Genomic DNA, 16757 nt, shown 5'->3' on the forward strand with positions numbered 1-16757 from the left:
ACGGCAGCCTTTGCGGTTCCACCGGTCGTTCCCGAAACCTCCTGGGGCAGTGTGTGGGTCATCAAACCAGCCCTGTTCCGGGTGGCACGCTTTTCATAGGTACCCGACGCCATGCCTGGTTTTCTCTTGCGTCGATTGCTGGCCGCCATTCCCGTGCTGGTGATGGTGGCGGTGATCGTTTTCTCTTTGCTGCGACTGTCTGCGGGCGACCCCGCGATGATTCTCGCCGGCGATGGTGCTACCCCCGAACAACTCGACAACGTGCGTCGCGCCATGGGCCTGGACAAGCCCATCGTCGAGCAATTCTTCAGCTGGTCCTGGCGCTTGTTGCACGGTGACGTGGGCACGTCCCTGATCTCGGGCCTGCCGGTATCGAACCTGATTGCCGACCGCTTCGGGCCGTCGCTTGCGCTGAGCATCAGCACCATTGTGCTGGCGGTGCTGGTGGCAGTGCCGCTTGGCATTTTGGCTGCATGGCAACAAGGCAAGCCGCTCGATCGCATGGTGATGGCGGTATCTGTCGTCGGCTTTTCCGTGCCGGTATTCATCATCGGCTACGTGCTGATTCTGGTGTTCGCGCGTTGGCTGGGCTGGTTGCCGGTGCAGGGCTATCAACCGCTGGCTTCCGGCTTCTGGGAATTCGCGCAGCGCTTGATCCTGCCCACGATGGCGCTCAGCACGGCCTACATCGCATTGATTGCGCGCATCGTGCGCACCAGCGTGATCGAGGTGATGGGCGAAGACTTCATCCGCACCGCACGCGCGAAAGGCATGGGTGAAACCGCCGTGCTGATCCGGCATGCGCTGGGTAATGCGGCCGTGCCGATCGTGACCATCATCGGCGTGAGCATTGCGATGCTGATCGGCGGGGTGGTGGTGACCGAATCTGTCTTCAACATTCCCGGTCTGGGCCGACTGGTGCTGGAAGCCGTGCTGGCGCGTGACTACCCGATCATCCAGGCGCTGATTCTGCTGTTTTCGCTGATCTACGTGCTGATCAATCTGGTCATCGACATGCTGTATTCGGTGCTCGATCCCCGTATCCGCTATTAACTGCGACCAGACAAGAGAATCCCTATGTCTTCTTCTCCTGCTGTTGCCACTGCGCCGGTCGCGCCTGCTTCGCCCCTGCTGGCGCAGCTTAAACAGACCTTGCGCGGGTGGCCGGTGATTGCCGCCATCACCATGATTGTGGTGCTGGTGTTGATGGCCATTTTTGCGCCCTTGTTGGGCACGTCCGACCCGGCTTTGATTGATGCGTCGCAGCGCCTGAAGCCCATATCGGCCGCGCATTGGTTGGGCACCGATGCCTTCGGCCGTGATGTGTATTCGCGCGTGCTGTACGGTGCCCGGATCTCGCTGGTGGTGGGCCTGGGTACGGTGGCCATTGCCTTGTCGCTGGGCCTGGTGATTGGCGTGGTGGCGGGATATTTCCGCTGGGCCGACGCGATCATCATGCGGGTGATGGATGGACTGATGGCAATCCCGGGCATCTTGCTGGCGATTGCGCTGGTGTCCTTGTCCGGGGCCAGTTTGATGACGGTGCTGGTAGCCATTTCAATTCCGGAGATTCCCCGTGTGGTGCGCATGGTGCGAAGCGTGATGCTGAGCGTGCGCACGGAATCCTTCGTGGAAGCGGCCACCATTCTGGGCACGCGTGTGCCGCTGGTGATGTGGCGGCACATGATGCCGTCCACCTTGGCTCCGCTGATCGTGCAGGGCACCTACATCTTTGCGTCGGCGATTCTGACCGAGGCCATTCTTAGTTTCCTGGGCGCAGGCATTCCGCCCGAGACGCCGTCCTGGGGTAATGCCATGGCAGAAGGGCGTGTGTACTTCATGCTGCTGCCGGGGCTGGTGCTGTACCCGGGTGTGCTGGTGTCGCTGACGGTGCTGAGTGTGAATGTGCTGGGCGATGCGCTGCGTGATGCGCTCGATCCGCGCATGGCAAAGCGGGTATGAACATGGACGTTTTCATGATTCTTGATATGGCTGGCCGTGCGTGGCCTGGTCTGCATTTTCAGCCGCATTCGATGTCTGTGTCCGCTACCGGAGTCTGCCGCGCATGAGCACTGCTCACGAAAAAACTGCATCGTCTGCCCCAGTATTGTCGGTGCGCGGCCTGACGGTTCAGGCGGGCCAGGGGGGCTCGATGCGCCAGGTCGTCGGCAACATCAGCTTCGACGTGCACCCCGGTGAAACGGTGTGCATTGTCGGGGAGTCCGGCTCTGGCAAATCGGTGACCTCGTTCTCGATCATGGGTTTGCTGCCCAAGGGGTCGCTTACGCCCACAGCGGGCCAGATTCTGATCGATGACGAAGACCTGCTGACCGCGACGGAACATCGGCTGCGGCAATTGCGGGCGTCGAAAGTGGCCATGGTGTTCCAGGAGCCGATGACGGCCCTGAACCCCGTGCAACGTGTGGGTGACCAGGTTGATGAGGTGCTGCGGCTGCACACGCCGTTGTCTGCCGCCGAGCGCCGCAAGCAGGTGCTGGCCATGCTGGCTTCCGTGCACCTGCCCGACATCGAACGCATTTACGCATCGTTCCCGCATCAGTTGTCGGGTGGGCAGCGCCAACGCATTGTGATTGCGATGGCCTTGATCCTGAAGCCACGGGTGTTGATCTGCGACGAGCCGACCACGGCCCTGGACGTGACCACCCAGAAGCAGATTCTGACCCTGATCCGCGAGTTGCAGCAGGACCAGCAGACCGCCGTGGTGTTCATCACCCACGACTTTGGCGTGGTGTCCGAAATTGCCGATCGCATCGTGGTGATGAACCGGGGTGCGGTGGTGGAAACCGGCACGCGCGAGACGATTCTGGCCAATCCTGCGGAAGCCTATACCCGCATGCTGGTGTCGTCCGTGCCCAGCCTGATTCCCCGGCACCGGGCGCTGCCTGACGCCGAGCACGTGCTGGACGTGGTGAAGCTGGAAAAGGTCTTTGAAGAAAAACGCATGTTCGGCAAAGGCCGTCGGGTGGTGGCAGCCAATGCCGTGACGTTCTCGATCCGGCGTGGCGAAATTCTGGGCGTGGTGGGGGAATCGGGGTCGGGAAAATCGACGGTGGCGCGCTGCGTGGTGAAACTGATCGAGCCCACCGGCGGCAGTGTGCTGGTCAAACGCAAGGACCTGGCGCAATTGCCCGCGCGCGACATGCGGCAGATGCGCCAGCGCGTGCAGTTCGTGTTCCAGGACCCATACCGCTCGCTTAACCCGCGCCGTACGGTGGGTGACTCGCTGATTGAGGGACTGATCAACTTCGGCACTTCGCGTGCCGAGGCATTGGACGCCGTGGCTAAGGCACTGGTGCTGGTGGGCATGACGCCCGACGCCATGCAGCGGTATCCGCACCAGTTCTCGGGCGGTCAGCGTCAGCGCCTGTGCATTGCGCGCGCGGTGGTGATGGAACCCGATGTGCTCGTGGCCGACGAGGCGGTGTCGGCACTGGACGTGTCGGTACAGGCACAGGTGCTGGACCTGTTGGAAGAGATTCGTCAGCGTACCGGCGTGGCCATTCTGTTCATCACGCACGATTTGCGGGTGGCCGCGCAGATCTGCAACACGATTGTGGTGATGCGTCGTGGGGAAGTGGTCGAGGCAGGCGATGCCATGTCGGTGCTAGGCAGTCCGCAGCATGAATACACCCGTGCGCTGATCGATGCTGCGCCCGGGCGAGACTGGGATTTCCAGAACTTCCGGCCGGTGGCGGAGGCGGCCTTGTCAGGGGCTTCGTTTCCTGCCATGCCAGAGCCGCACGCGCCCTGATTCAATGGTCATATCGTAAAAGCAGGATTTTTATTGATTTGATGTCCGGCCGATATGGCTGGTTTATCTACCCACTGTTCGCCACCCAATGCGTATCGTCTTTGCAGGCTTTCAGCACGAAACCAATACCTTTGCACCCGCGCCCGCTGACTATCACGCGTTCGAGCTGGGTGGTGGCTGGCCCGGCCTGTCGCGCGGGCATGCCGTGTTTGCCACCATTGCCGGCTCGAACATTCCGGCTGCTGGTTTCATTGAAGCCGCCACGCCCTACGGACATCAGCTGATTCCATCGGTCTGGTGCGCAGCCAGCCCGTCGGCGGCCGTTACCCGCGAGGCCTATGAGCGCATCGCGGGCATGATTCTGGAAGACATTGCGGCCGCCTTGCCGGTCGATGCGGTGTACCTGGACCTGCATGGCGCGATGGTGGCAGAGCACGCAGACGACGGTGAAGGCGAACTGCTGCAACGGGTACGCGCGTTGATCGGTCCCGACACCTTGCTGGTCAGCAGTTACGACCTGCATGCCAACACCACGCAGGCCATGTTGCAGACCGCCGATGTGCTGGTGGCATATCGGACCTATCCGCATGTGGACATGGCGGAAACCGGCCGTCGCACTTTTGCGATATTGCAGCGTTTGTTCGATGGCATGCCACGCCCGGTCACTGCCTCGCGCCGTATTCCGTTCCTGTTGCCTACCGTGTGGCAGTGCACCGACCTGATGCCGGCCAAGGCTTTGTACGCGCGTTTAGCGGAACTGGAACAAGACCCCGAGATCGTGCATGTGTCGTTCACCATGGGCTTTCCGGCGGCTGATTTCCCCGAGTGCGGGCCGGTGGTGTGGGCGCATGGCCGCACGCAAGAGGCCGCGCAACGGGCGGTCGATGTGCTGGCGCAAGCGGTGATCGATGCAGAGCCCACGTTCAAAGGCGAGTTGCCTGACGCCCGCACGGCGGTGGCGCGAGCGATGGCTATCTTGTCAGCACAGCGCACGTCGGAAAGTGGTCCCGTCGTCATCGCCGACACCCAGGACAACCCCGGCGCAGGTTGCCAGTCGGACACCACTGGCATCTTGCGAGAACTGATTGCGCAGGGCGCGCAGCGTGCCGCCCTGGGCTTGATCGTTGACCCGGCAGCCGCTGCCTTGGTGCATGCCGCTGGCGCGGGTGCCACCGTGCGCTTGGCCTTGGGCGGTCATTCCGGGGCCGAGGGTGATGCGCCGCTGGTAGCCGACTACTTGGTCGAATGTGTGTCGGATGGCAAGTTCGACGCCTTCGGGCCGTACTACGGCGGCTTCCACATGGACCTGGGCCCCAGCGCCTGCCTGCGGCTGGATGGCGTGCGCATCGTGCTGGCCAGCTACAAGGCGCAGTTGGCTGACCAGGCGATGTTCCGCTTTGTGGGCATCGAGCCTGCCGATCAGGCCATTCTGGTGGTCAAGAGCACTTTGCATTTCCGGGCCGATTTTGTCGACATCGCCCGCGACATTCTGTTTTGCACGTCGCCGGGTGCCATTTCGATGGACCCGTCGACCATGGATTGGAAACGCCTGCCGCCGGATCTGCGCATGACGCCCTGCGGCCCCACTTTTGCCGAACTGCAAGCCAGCAAACACTAGTCCGCAAACCATAGTCAGCAAGCACCCATCAAAGGAAAAGCATGTCTGAGAATTCCGAACTCTGGCGTCTGTCCGCCGGCAAGATCGCGGCCATGATTCACGCCCACAAGGTCACCGCCACTGACGTGGCGCAAGCGGCCTTGGCGCGCATCGACGCCGTGAATCCGAAAATCAATGCCGTGGTCGAATGCCGGCCCGAGGAAGTGCTGGCGCAGGCCGCCGCCATCGACGAGAAAATCTCGCGCGGCGAGCCAGTCGGCCCGCTGGCGGGTGTGCCGGTCACCATCAAGGTCAATGTCGATCAGAAGGGTTACGCCACCACCAACGGCGTGAAGTCGCAGAAAGACCTGGTGGCCGCCCGCAACAGCCCGGTGGTCGACAGCCTGGTGGAAGCCGACGCGGTGCTGCTGGGCCGCACCAACACACCCGCCTTCAGCTACCGCTGGTTCTGCAACAACCTGCTGCACGGTGCGACGCTGAACCCGCATGATGCGGCCTTGACACCGGGTGGCTCGTCGGGCGGCGCGGCGTCTGCGGTGGCTGCCGGGCTTGGCCACATTGCGCACGGCACCGACATTGCCGGGTCGATCCGCTATCCGGCCTATGCCTGCGGCGTACATGGCCTGCGCCCCACCTTCGGCCGCGTGGCGGCCTTCAATGCCACCGCGCCCTACGAGCGTCCCATTGGCGGCCAGATCATGGCCGTATCTGGCCCGCTGGCCCGCAGCGTGGATGACATTCGCCTGGCCTTGCACGCCATGGCCCGCCCGGACGTGCGCGACCCGTGGGCCACGGCCATGCCCCTGATCGGCCCCGACGTGCCGCGTCGTGCAGCCATGTGCCTGCGCCCCGACGGACTGGAGACTGCACCTGAAATCTGCGCGGCCTTGCTGGAATCGGCCGAACGCCTGCGCGATGGCGGCTGGATCGTGGACGAGGTCGACAACCTGCCGCCGCTGCGCGACGGCATGGCGGTGCAGATCACCTTGTGGATGGGCGACGGTTACGACGCGATGGTGCAGTCCGCAGAAGAGGAGGGCGATGTGGGCGCGATCACCGCGCTGGCAGGCCAGGCGGAACTGGCCCGCGAGGCCAACTTGCAGGACTTCTCGGCGGCATTGCAACGACGCCTGGCAATCACGCGGGCCTGGCTGCTGTTCCTGGAAACCTACCCGGTGGTCTTGTTGCCCAGTTGCGGTGAACTGCCGTTTGCCAACGACCTGGACTTGCAAGGCCCGGAGGCCTACACACGGGTCTGGCAGGCGCAGATGCCGATGATTTCCTTGCCTATCACCGGCCTGCCTGCGCTGAGCCTGTGCACCGGTTTCGTCGGGCGTACGCCCGTGGGTGTGCAGATCGTGGCGGGGCGCTTCCGGGAGGACTTGTGCCTGGCGGCGGGGGAACTGATCGAGGCGCGCGGCAAGCCGCTTGAACCGGTTGATCCGTACGCGGGGTAACGCGTCTGATACGGGGGCCGACGCCGGCAGACGCTACTATGGCAACCCTTTTGTTTTCTTGCCGCTATCAGGAATGCCACCGCGATGAAGACACAGCAATTGCGGCCGGTTTCCAAGCTGTCCGCCGAGGCCCAGGCAACGGGTAGCCTGCGCGATTTCATTTTGTCGGGTTCTCTCAAGCCGGGAGCCCGTCTGACCGAAATCGCGCTTGCGGAGCAGATGGGTGTCGCCCGCGCCACCTTGCGCACGGCCTTGCATCGTCTTGCCAGCGAAGGCATCGTGGTGCAGATTCCCTACACCGGCTGGCAGGTGGCCGAGCTGTCGGCCAATGACGTGTGGGAACTGTGGACCTTGCGCGGCAGCCTGGAAAGCCTGGCTGCCAAGCTGGCAGCGCAGAGCACCGATCCGGCGGTGAAAAACGGTATCCGCAAGGCCTACGACAAGCTGTTGGCGGCCTGTGCGACCGGCAACATGGAAGCGATCAGTGAAGCGGATTTTGCGCTGCATCGGACCATCATCGACCTGGTGGGGCATTCGCGTCTGCAGCGCCAGTATCAACTGGTCGAGCAGCAGGTGCGGCTGTACATCCTGACCAGCAATTCCTTCGTGGCCGATGGCCCCGAGGACATCATCGAGCAACATCGCCCGATGATGGATGCGTTGCTGGCTGGCAATGCCACGGCTGCTGCCGAAGCTGCCTGGCAGCATAACGAGTCTGAAGGGCACCGCCTGTCGGCGTGGTTGGCGCAAGAAGCCGCCGCGAGCGCGGCGGCAGCTGTTCAGGCCGCGCCACGCAAGACGCGGGGGCCACGCAAGGCGACCTGACCGCTTGGCCAGGTGGCTGCAACCGCTGTTGCGGTGCAGCCACCCGCGTGTTCAGACAGGCTGAACGTTGGCCTTCAGGTTTTGCTCCAGCTGTTGCTTCAGGCCTGGGTCCAGTTTCAGCTGGCGGGCCAGCTCGTCCAGATACGCGCGTTCCATGAAGGCTTCTTCGTCTACTACCAGCAGGCTGGCCAAGTACATCTCGGCAGCCATCTCGGGCGTCGTTGCCGCACGCGCGATGGCGGCGGGGTCCAGCGGACGGCTGATTTCGGCTTCCAGCCACGCGCGGTCTTCCGCGTTGTCGGTGACCTTGGCAAGTTCGCCTCGGATGGCTTCCTGCTCGTTGGCGTCGATGTGACCGTCGGCCTTGGCCGCGCCGATCATGGCCATGAGAACGGCCTTGCTATGCACTTCGGCTTCGGGCGCAGGCAGGCGATCCAATGTGCGCGGTGCTTCCGCCGGGGCGGTGCCGGGTGCAGTCTGTTGCTTCTGCCAGTCGCCGTAGGCTTTGTAGGCAAGCGCCCCCAGCGCTGCCATGCCACCGTACAGGGCGACCGACCCGCCGATCTTGCGGGCTTGTTTGCTGCTCAGCAGCAGCCCGAGCGCGCCAGCACCCAGCGCGCCCTTCCCGACACCGCCCATGTTGCCAAGCGCGCCCCCGACGCTCCCCAACATGCCGCCGAGGCCCCCGCCTCCTTGGCCGCCAGTGAGTTTGCCGAGATTGCCGCCCAGTCCAGACAACAGCGAGCCCGCACCGCCGCTGGTGCCGGCGCGTGATGCGCCTTCGTTCAGCAGGTTTTTGCCGGATTGCAGAAGTTGGTCCAGTAGATTGCGTGCGCTCAAGGTGACTCCGTACAGCAAATAAAAGAACAGTATGGACTATTCAGCTTGCAGTAAGTTCTGTTCGTTGTTACAGGATTCACAACTAATTTTGCGTGGCGACTGGGATGTTCGTTGAATCCCTGCTGTGGATGCATTCCAGCGTGGGCGCTGGCGATTACGCATCTGGTTCGGCCACCAGCACCACCAGCTTCAAGTCGCGCTGCGTGGCAGCTTGCCAAGTGGTCTGCATAAAGCGCAGCGGCCCTTTGGTCGGGTGCAGGAAGTCGCGTCGGCCCCCTTCGCGGGGTACTACGTCGTAGTTCTGCCAGAAGCGGGCGAAGGTTGGGTCTGCGTGACTGAGTTCGGCAACCAGATCACGAATATCGGGGTCGGCGGCATGACGGCCGCAATCGTTGCGGAATTCGGCAACCAGACGGCGAGCGCGTTCTTCCCAGGGCGCGATCAGGTGGCGCGCAGCCGGGCACAGGAAGGTGTAGCGCAGCAGGTTGGGCAGGGGCGTGCTGGCGGCATCCAGCCAGCCGACGAACAGATCTGCCGCCGCGGGATTCCAGGCCACCGCGTTCCAGGCGCGATCCAGCACGTAGGCAGGGGTGAGCAGGTGCGCGATGATTGCCTGGGCGTCTGCGTGCTGGCTGCGGTTATCGGCGGCACCTGCGGGGTCGACACGGCCGGCAAGCGCGAACAGGTACTGCCGTTCAGCGGCGCTCAGTCGCAGCGCATCGGTCAGTCGAGCCAGCATGTCGGTGGATGCGGTGACCGGTCGGCCTTGTTCGATCCAGGTCAGCCAGGTGGGACTTACCCCGCAGAGTTGCGCCAGCTCTTCGCGTCGCAGGCCAGGCGTGCGACGGCGGCCGAGCGCGGGCAGACCCACGTCCTGTGGCAACAGGCGTTCGCGATGTTTGCGGATGAACTGGCCCAGGGTGTGATCGGTCATGGCGATGGAAGGCGGTGTCGGGAAGTGGGGGTGACGCAGCAGCAGCGCAGGACACGCCCCATCATGCTCACCCTGGTGGGATATATACCAGGATAAGAACTTGTCTTGTTCCAGAATTACAAGCCGCCTACGCTGTGTTTCGCCTGAAGATTTTCCCCCTGATGGCGTTCCCCCCACGACTACTACTCACGGAATCGAGATGGACCAGAAAACCTTGGTGGATGCCCAATTCGGCAGCACTGCCGCCAACTACCTCAGCAGCGCCGTACATGCCCAAGGTGCCGACCTGCAACGTCTGACCGAGCTGGTGCGCACGCTGCGCCCTGCCAATGTGCTGGACCTGGGCTGTGGTGCGGGTCATGCGAGCTTTGCGGTGGCGGCCGGCGGTGCGGGTGCGGTCACGGCCTATGACCTGTCGCCGCAGATGCTGGCGGTGGTCGAGGCAGCGGCCCGTGACCGGGGCGCTGCACAACTGGTCACGCGTCAGGGGCCGGCGGAATCTTTGCCGTTCGACAGCGCCAGTTTCGATATGGTGGTGACGCGTTTTTCTGCCCACCATTGGTTGGACATGGGTGCGTCGGTGGCCGAGATGGCGCGGGTGCTCAAGCCCGGCTGTCCGTTGATCATCATTGACGTGATCGCCCCGGAAACGCCGCTGTACGACACGGTGCTGCAAACCATCGAAATCCTGCGCGATGCGTCTCACGTGCGCAATTACCGCGTTTCGGAATGGACAGCCATGCTGGAGGCCGCAGGCATTGCGGTGGAAAACCACGACACCTGGAAGCTGCCGCTGGAGTTCGGCAGCTGGATCAAGCGCATCAACACCCCGCCGGAACGCGTGGCGGCGCTGACGGCGGTGTTCAAGGCCTTGCCGATCGAAGCCAAGGCGTATTTCGCCGTCGGTGAAGACGGCTCGTTCAGCAGCGACACCGCCTGGATCGAGGCGCGCAAACGCGGTTGATCGGCGGACGCTTTCTGCTCAGACTTGGAAGCGTCCGATCTGCATTTGCAGTTCACTACCCTGGCTTGCCAGTTCCGCCCCGGCCGATGCGGTCTGGCGCGCGGCGCTGGCAGATCGCCCGGCCGATTCCAGCACCGCCTGCACACTTTTGCCGATCTCGTCGGCGACCGTGTTCTGCGCGTCGGCGGCAGTGGCAATCTGCTGGTTCATGCGGCGGATTTCTCCCACCGTGGTCGTCAGCGCATGCACGGCCTGCACGGCTTCATGCACGTCCTGCGTGGTGCCGTCGGTGGTGTTTGCGCAGCCAAGCATCTGGCGCGTGGCGTTGTCGGCGGTGCGTTGCAAGTCACCGATCAGTCCGCCGATTTCCTGTGTGGCTTCCTGGGTGCGCTGGGCCAGGCGGCGGACCTCTTCGGCGACGATGGTGAAGCCATTGCCGGCATCGCCTGCGCGGGCGGCTTCGATGGCGGCATTCAAGGACAGCAGGTTAATGCGGCCCGCCACTTCGCGGATCACGTCGAGCACCATGCCGATGTTCTCGCTGTCACTTTGCAGGCGTGTCATGGCATCGGCAGCTTGCGCCACATCGGCTGACAGACGCTGCATGCCTTCGACTGCGCGGTCGGCCAGACGCACGCCCGATTGCGCCTGTTCATCGGCGGCTGACACTGCACGCGCAGCTTCGCCCGAATTGCGCGCGACATCCTGGACCGATTCGGCCATGCGGGCCATCGCGATGGCGACACGGTCGAGTTCCTGTTTGCTCGACAGCGTGGCGGCATTGATCTGTTCGCTGCTGCTGGATAAGGCCTGGCCAGAACGGGCCATGACACGCACCGAGCGGCCGACCTGACCAATCAGCGTTGCCAGGTTGCCCCGCATCATCACCAGCGAGGCCTGCACACTGCCTGGTGCACCTGCGTCGGCATCGGCAACATCGCGCAGGTCCCCGTCTGCGACCCGTTGTGCGGCGGTGGACAGCAACTGCGGTTCGGCTCCCAGCGCCCGGCCCAGGCCCCGCACGATCAAGGTACCCAGTGCGGCCGCAAACATGGCAACGGCAATGCAGATGCCGATGAACAGTTTGCGCTGATGTTGATAGTCGGCCTCGGCCGTGGCCACCTGGGCCATTGCCCGTGTGCGGGCTTCGTTCAGATAAGCATGAATTTCGGCAGTGAGTTCGCGCAGCAGGGGCGCGCTTTGGCTGTCCATCAGCGCCACGGCTTTTTCCGCGACCGGATCATCAGCACGCGCCAAGCGAGTGTTTGATGCTGCCGCGCCGCTTCCCATGGCCAGCTTCACGATGTCTTGCAGCACGCTGCCGTAACGCTGCTCTACCGCAGCAATGCGGGCAAAACCGGCGCGCTGGGTATCGGTCACATCAGGCGCGTTCAGGGTGCCTTGCAAGGCTTTCAGTCGCGCCGCCATTTGATCGTGCGCGACATTCATCAACACCTGTTCGCGCGCGCGCTCAGCGGGTTGTTGCACCAGCAGCAGATTGAGCACTGCGATGGCACGCTGCTCGGCTGAAGCCTGAATCTGCGTGACCAGTGTTGCACGTCGTTCGGCACCGTCCAGGTAGTCGGAAAAACGTTGGTTGGCATCGGCAAAATGCTTGAGTGCAAGCAGCGACACCAGCAACACGAAACAGATAAGGGCGGCGTAGCTCAGACCCAGACGCGCCTTCAGGGGGAGGGAAGATAGGTGCATGTGACCATTCTTGCGGCTTGCTTGTCGGCAAGCGTTGACCTGGGTCAAGCCGCTTGGCATGACTTGGCTGCGTGCTGGCACCGCGCGAGGTAACGGCATGCGAAAAAAGAGGAAGCATTGGCGTTTGGCTGGCAAGATCGCGACTATCGACCCGGGTCGGCCCAGTCGATGCGATCATAAAAACACCGGACCAAGACAACCGGACAACGCTACCGGCTGAACGCCACCGGCATGACCCGAGCACGGGTGGTCCGGCAGATTGCGTCATGCCCAGGAGACCGCCTGTGACTTGCGCTACGACACCCTCTGCGACACCCGTCATCACACCTTCCAAGGTGCGTGCCCTGCGCATCGATCGCAGCACGCCCATCAAGCGTGCGCTGCTGGTTGCAACCCTGTCCTTGACCCTGTGGGGCTGCACATCCACGCCGCAGCAAAGCGCCTTGCCCGTGCAGCCCGAAGGGGCGTCTGGCTACACCCCCAAACCCGGCTGGGCGACGCAGCGTTTTGCGGTGGCTGCGGCCAATCCGCTTGCCACCGAAGCCGGCTATCGGGTGCTGAAGGCGGGGGGTAGCGCGGTCGATGCGGCGATTGCCGTGCAGATGGTGTTGGCGCTGGTCGAGCCGCAGTCCAGCGGCATTGGCGGTGGCGCATTCCTGCTGCATTACGACGGGCAGCATGTCAGCGCCTTCGACGGCCGTGAGACTGCGCCTGTCGCGGTAGATCCTCAGTTGTTCCTGGGCCCGGATGGCAAGCCCATTCCCTTCAAAGAGGCGGTAATTGGCGGGCGCTCGGTAGGTGTGCCGGGTGCCGTCGCCATGCTTGAAGTGGCCCATCGCGAACACGGTAAGTTGCCGTGGGCAGATCTGTTCGAACCCGCCATCAAACTGGCACGCGGCGGCTTCACGGTCAGCCCACGTCTGGCAAGCGCCATCAAGAACGACGCCGATCTGAAGAAAGATGCGGTGGCGGCTGCGTATTTCTATCGCACCGACGGCACGCCCTTGCAGGCTGGCGACACGCTGCGCAATCCCGAGCTGGCCACGGTGCTGAGCCTGATCGCCAAGCAAGGCTCACGTGGCCTGCTGCAAGGTGAGGTAGCCCAGGCCATTGTCGACAAGGTACGCAACCACCCGACCAACCCGGGGCGCATGACGCTGGCTGACCTGGCGAACTACGTGCCACGTCAGCGCGAGGCGTTGTGCCACGATTACCGTGCGCCAGCGGCCGATACCCGCATCTGCGGATTTCCGCCGCCAAGTTCCGGTGCCATTGCCATCGGGCAGATCCTGGGCATTGTGGCGCGCACCGATGCCACGGCGCTACCCCTGCAGGACGGCCTGCCGTCGGCCGACTGGTTGCATAACTACGCCGAGGCATCACGCCTGGCCTTCGCCGATCGCGCCCAATACGTGGGCGACCCGGACTTCGTGCAGGCACCCGGCGGTAGTTGGAGCACCCTGCTGGCACCCGCTTATCTGGACGAACGTGCCCGTCTCATCATGCGACACAGCATGGGTACCGCCAAGGCGGGCACCCCGGCACCGGCCGCCGTGTCATACGCCCCCATGCCGGATCAGCCCGAATATGGCACCTCGCACATCAGCATCGTCGATGCTGCCGGCAACGCGATTGCCATGACCACCACCATTGAAGGTGCCTTCGGTTCGCACCTGATGGTGCGCGGCTTCATGTTGAACAACGAGCTGACCGACTTCAGCTTCACGCCCACCGACGCGCAAGGTCGGCCGGTGGCCAACCGTGTCGAGCCGGGCAAGCGCCCGCGCTCGTCGATGGCGCCGACGCTGGTATTCGACCGTGCCAGCGGCAAGCTGCTGATGAGCGCCGGCAGCCCAGGCGGCGCGCTGATCATCCACTTCACGGCCAAGACCTTGTACGGGGCATTGAACTGGCAACTGGACGCCCAGCGTGCCATTGATCTGCCCAATTTCGGCACCGTGGGCGGCCCGATGATATTGGAAGCCGGACGCTTCCCCGCTGCAACCGTAGACGCCCTGAAAGCGCGCGGACAGGACGTGCGCGAGACCGAGATGACCAGCGGATTACAAGCCATCGAACGGCGCGGTAGTGGCTGGTACGGTGGTGCCGACCCGCGTCGGGAAGGCGTGGTGATGGGGGAATGAAGCAAGGATGGCAAGCCGAGTTTAGGAGCCGACACCGGGGTTTGGAAGCCAGGCCCGATTGGCTGCGTAGCAAGATGCTTCTGGTCGGGCCATGCGCGGTATTCATCTGCTAACGTGGTTTTCTCGATCGATTTTGCCGATCATGTTCTTCGACCATCCAACCAGGAGGTACACCATGTCCCAAGTGAAAGTCGCGGTAGTCGTTGGTAGCCTGCGCAAGGATTCCCTGAACCTGAAACTGGCGCACGCGCTGGTCGCGCTGGCACCCAAGGAGTGGACCTTCGACTTCGTGCAGATCGATGACCTGCCGCTGTACAACCAGGACCTCGATGGCAACTTCCCTGCGCCGGCCACGCGCCTGAAGCAACAGGTGGAAGCGTCGCAGGCACTGCTGTTCGTCACGCCCGAATACAACCGGTCGATCCCTGGTGTGTTGAAGAATGCCATCGACTGGGCATCGCGCCCGTGGGGCAAGAATTCGTGGGGCGGCAAACCTGCCGGTGTGGTCGGTATCTCGGTGGGTGCCATCGGTACCGCACTGGCGCAGCAACACCTGCGCAATGTGCTGTCGTACCTGGATGTGGAATCGCTGGGTCAGCCCGAGATGTTCCTGCAAGCCAAGGAAGGTTTCTTCGATGCAGAAGGCAAGGTCAGCAACCCCGACACGGTGAAGTTCCTGCAGGCTTACGTGGACCGCTACGTGTCCTTCGTGAGCAAGCATGTGGGCATGGGGCACTCGCACTGAGTGCGTCCCGGATCAACACATCCGGCATGTGTTGATCACTTATCGTGCAATAAAAAACGCGCTCTTGGGCGCGTTTTTTATTAACGTCTGGAAAGCATCAGGCCGTTTTGGCTGCCGGCGGCACTGCCGTCAGGGTCTTGGCTGGCGCGCCGTACACCCTGCGGAACTCGCCGATCGCCACCGCCAGGCAGGTGATGCCCCAGAACACCGGGTACTCGTAGCCACCGGTATTCCAGGTCCAGCCAAAGCCTTTCACCACGTGCAAGGCGTAGACCGCGATGGCCAGCGCACCGGCTGCGCCCAGCGCTGCAAAACGTGTGCATATGCCCAGCACCAGCGCAACGCCGGTTCCCAGTTCAACCAGCGCAGCCAGCCACACCCAGAACTCGGGTGGGTGGAAGCCCGCCTTGGCGAAGAAGCCGACCGTGCCCACAGACAGCGCCCCGTTCACGAACTTGCTGGCGGCATGCGGGAACATGAATGCGCCGCAGATGATGCGCAGAATGTTTTCGCTGCGGGTGAGATCGAAGTTTTCACTGCGAATCTTGAAGTCTTGGGCGCTGATGAACATGGTGACTGCTCCGTTGGTATGACCCATGCTAAGCATGGGTTCTGCAGAGCACTTTGACGGACATCAAACCGGCAAGGAATGCTGCAGAAGAAGCAGACAAGCGGATCGATAAAGGGGAATAGCGAACCGTAGAAAAGGCGAATGATCGGCACCCTCGTTGCCTATCCCGATTAGCCGCTCAGGCAGTTGGCTCCGGCTGGGAAAATCCCACCGGGTCCACATGTGTCATCACATTGATCACGGCGTGGTTTTCCATCACGCGGCGGCGGGCTTCCATGGCGATCCGGTGGCCTTGCACCACCGTCAGCGCACCGTCGATTTCCAGATGCACATCGACCAGAATGCCGTCGCCCATCTTGCGGGTGCGCAGTTCGTGCCAGCCGTGCACACCAGGTGTCTCGTCCAGCGTCTTGCTGATGGCGGCAAGTGTCTCTTCATCGACCGCACGGTCCATCAGGTCGTGCAGCGCGTTCCAGCCGAAGCTCCAGCCCATGCGTGCCACCAGGAAGCCCACGATCATGGCGGCAATCGGGTCGAGCATGCGGTAGCCAAGAAGATTGCCTGCGATACCGATGGACACCACCAGCGAAGATGCCGCATCTGAACGGGCATGCCAGGCGTTGGCGATCAGCATGCCGGAACGGATGCGCGTGGCCACGGCCAGCATGTAGCGAAACAGCGCCTCTTTGGCGACCAGGGTGCCAAAGGCCACCCACAGCGCAATCGGCTTGACCTGCGGCACGAGCGACGGGTCTTCGATCTTGACGACCGCGCTCCACAGCATCGCCAGGCCCACCGCAAGCAGCAACGCACCCAGCATCAGCGAGGCGGCGTTCTCATAGCGCTGGTGGCCATACTGGTGGTCGTGGTCGGGGGCCTTGCGGCTGCGCTGCCCGGCCACCAGCACGATGACGTCACCGACCAGGTCCGACAGCGAGTGCACGCCGTCGGCGACCAGGGCCTGCGACCCGGCGATCATGCCGGCGACCAACTGGGTGGCGGTCAGCACGACGTTCACCACCACGCTGATCAAAGTGCTGCGACGGCCAGCCTGGTAGCGGGTCTGTTCGTCGTCGATTGCTTGCACGCGTGCGAGGGGCATCGTTGGCTTCGATCAGGAAGGGCCGCATGACTTGCGGCGACCTTACCTCGCAATTTACTCGTGTTGCGGCCGAGG

General features: G+C 63.3%; 14 protein-coding genes. 9 read left to right on the forward strand and 5 right to left on the reverse strand.

Going from position 1 to position 16757, the window contains the following annotated elements:
• The first annotated feature begins 111 nt into the window (after nt 1-111).
• From FXN63_RS00360 to FXN63_RS00385, 6 genes are all read left to right on the forward strand, one after another.
• The gene (locus FXN63_RS00360) at nt 112-1053 is read left to right on the forward strand and encodes an ABC transporter permease (protein WP_148811768.1); all 942 of its coding nucleotides are present in this window, start codon (nt 112-114) and stop codon (nt 1051-1053) included.
• A gap of 24 nt (nt 1054-1077) precedes the next feature.
• Complete coding sequence (locus FXN63_RS00365; protein WP_148811770.1) at nt 1078-1962, forward strand: ABC transporter permease; 885 nt, start codon at nt 1078-1080, stop codon at nt 1960-1962.
• A gap of 103 nt (nt 1963-2065) precedes the next feature.
• The gene (locus FXN63_RS00370) at nt 2066-3772 is read left to right on the forward strand and encodes an ABC transporter ATP-binding protein (protein ID WP_148811772.1); all 1707 of its coding nucleotides are present in this window, start codon (nt 2066-2068) and stop codon (nt 3770-3772) included.
• A gap of 88 nt (nt 3773-3860) precedes the next feature.
• Entirely contained in the window at nt 3861-5390 is a 1530-nt protein-coding gene (locus FXN63_RS00375; protein ID WP_148811774.1) for a M81 family metallopeptidase, read from the forward strand.
• Nucleotides 5391-5431: 41 nt separating this feature from the next.
• Nucleotides 5432-6847: an amidase family protein gene (locus tag FXN63_RS00380; protein WP_148811776.1), complete on the forward strand. Its 1416-nt coding sequence runs from the start codon at nt 5432-5434 to the stop codon at nt 6845-6847.
• Nucleotides 6848-6931: 84 nt separating this feature from the next.
• Complete coding sequence (locus tag FXN63_RS00385; RefSeq protein WP_148811778.1) at nt 6932-7672, forward strand: GntR family transcriptional regulator; 741 nt, start codon at nt 6932-6934, stop codon at nt 7670-7672.
• A gap of 51 nt (nt 7673-7723) precedes the next feature.
• Here FXN63_RS00385 and FXN63_RS00390 read toward each other — a convergent pair whose 3' ends face one another.
• Both FXN63_RS00390 and FXN63_RS00395 read right to left on the reverse strand, forming a co-directional pair.
• Nucleotides 7724-8512, reverse strand: a complete 789-nt coding sequence (locus tag FXN63_RS00390; protein ID WP_148811780.1) for a tellurite resistance TerB family protein — start codon at nt 8510-8512, stop codon at nt 7724-7726.
• A gap of 154 nt (nt 8513-8666) precedes the next feature.
• Complete coding sequence (locus tag FXN63_RS00395; RefSeq protein WP_148811782.1) at nt 8667-9446, reverse strand: helix-turn-helix transcriptional regulator; 780 nt, start codon at nt 9444-9446, stop codon at nt 8667-8669.
• 199 nt (nt 9447-9645) lie between these two features.
• Between FXN63_RS00395 and FXN63_RS00400 the strand changes: the two genes are divergently transcribed.
• Entirely contained in the window at nt 9646-10410 is a 765-nt protein-coding gene (locus FXN63_RS00400) for a class I SAM-dependent methyltransferase (protein WP_148811784.1), read from the forward strand.
• An 18-nt stretch (nt 10411-10428) separates the two neighbouring features.
• Here FXN63_RS00400 and FXN63_RS00405 read toward each other — a convergent pair whose 3' ends face one another.
• Entirely contained in the window at nt 10429-12120 is a 1692-nt protein-coding gene (locus FXN63_RS00405; protein WP_187395047.1) for a methyl-accepting chemotaxis protein, read from the reverse strand.
• A gap of 350 nt (nt 12121-12470) precedes the next feature.
• Here FXN63_RS00405 and ggt point away from each other — a divergent pair, with 350 nt between their 5' ends.
• Nucleotides 12471-14264 (forward strand): gamma-glutamyltransferase, encoded by a 1794-nt coding sequence (gene ggt / locus FXN63_RS00410; protein WP_425468713.1) that lies wholly within the window; start codon nt 12471-12473, stop codon nt 14262-14264.
• A 175-nt stretch (nt 14265-14439) separates the two neighbouring features.
• Entirely contained in the window at nt 14440-15009 is a 570-nt protein-coding gene (locus FXN63_RS00415) for an NADPH-dependent FMN reductase (RefSeq protein ID WP_148811788.1), read from the forward strand.
• A gap of 97 nt (nt 15010-15106) precedes the next feature.
• On the opposite strand, the gene FXN63_RS00420 is transcribed toward FXN63_RS00415, so the two are convergent.
• Entirely contained in the window at nt 15107-15580 is a 474-nt protein-coding gene (locus FXN63_RS00420; protein ID WP_148811790.1) for a DoxX family protein, read from the reverse strand.
• Nucleotides 15581-15758: 178 nt separating this feature from the next.
• Nucleotides 15759-16682 (reverse strand): cation diffusion facilitator family transporter, encoded by a 924-nt coding sequence (locus FXN63_RS00425; protein ID WP_148811791.1) that lies wholly within the window; start codon nt 16680-16682, stop codon nt 15759-15761.
• Nucleotides 16683-16757 lie beyond the last annotated feature (75 nt).

It is taken from the genome of Pigmentiphaga aceris (assembly GCF_008119665.1).
Lineage (GTDB): Bacteria > Pseudomonadota > Gammaproteobacteria > Burkholderiales > Burkholderiaceae_B > Pigmentiphaga > Pigmentiphaga aceris.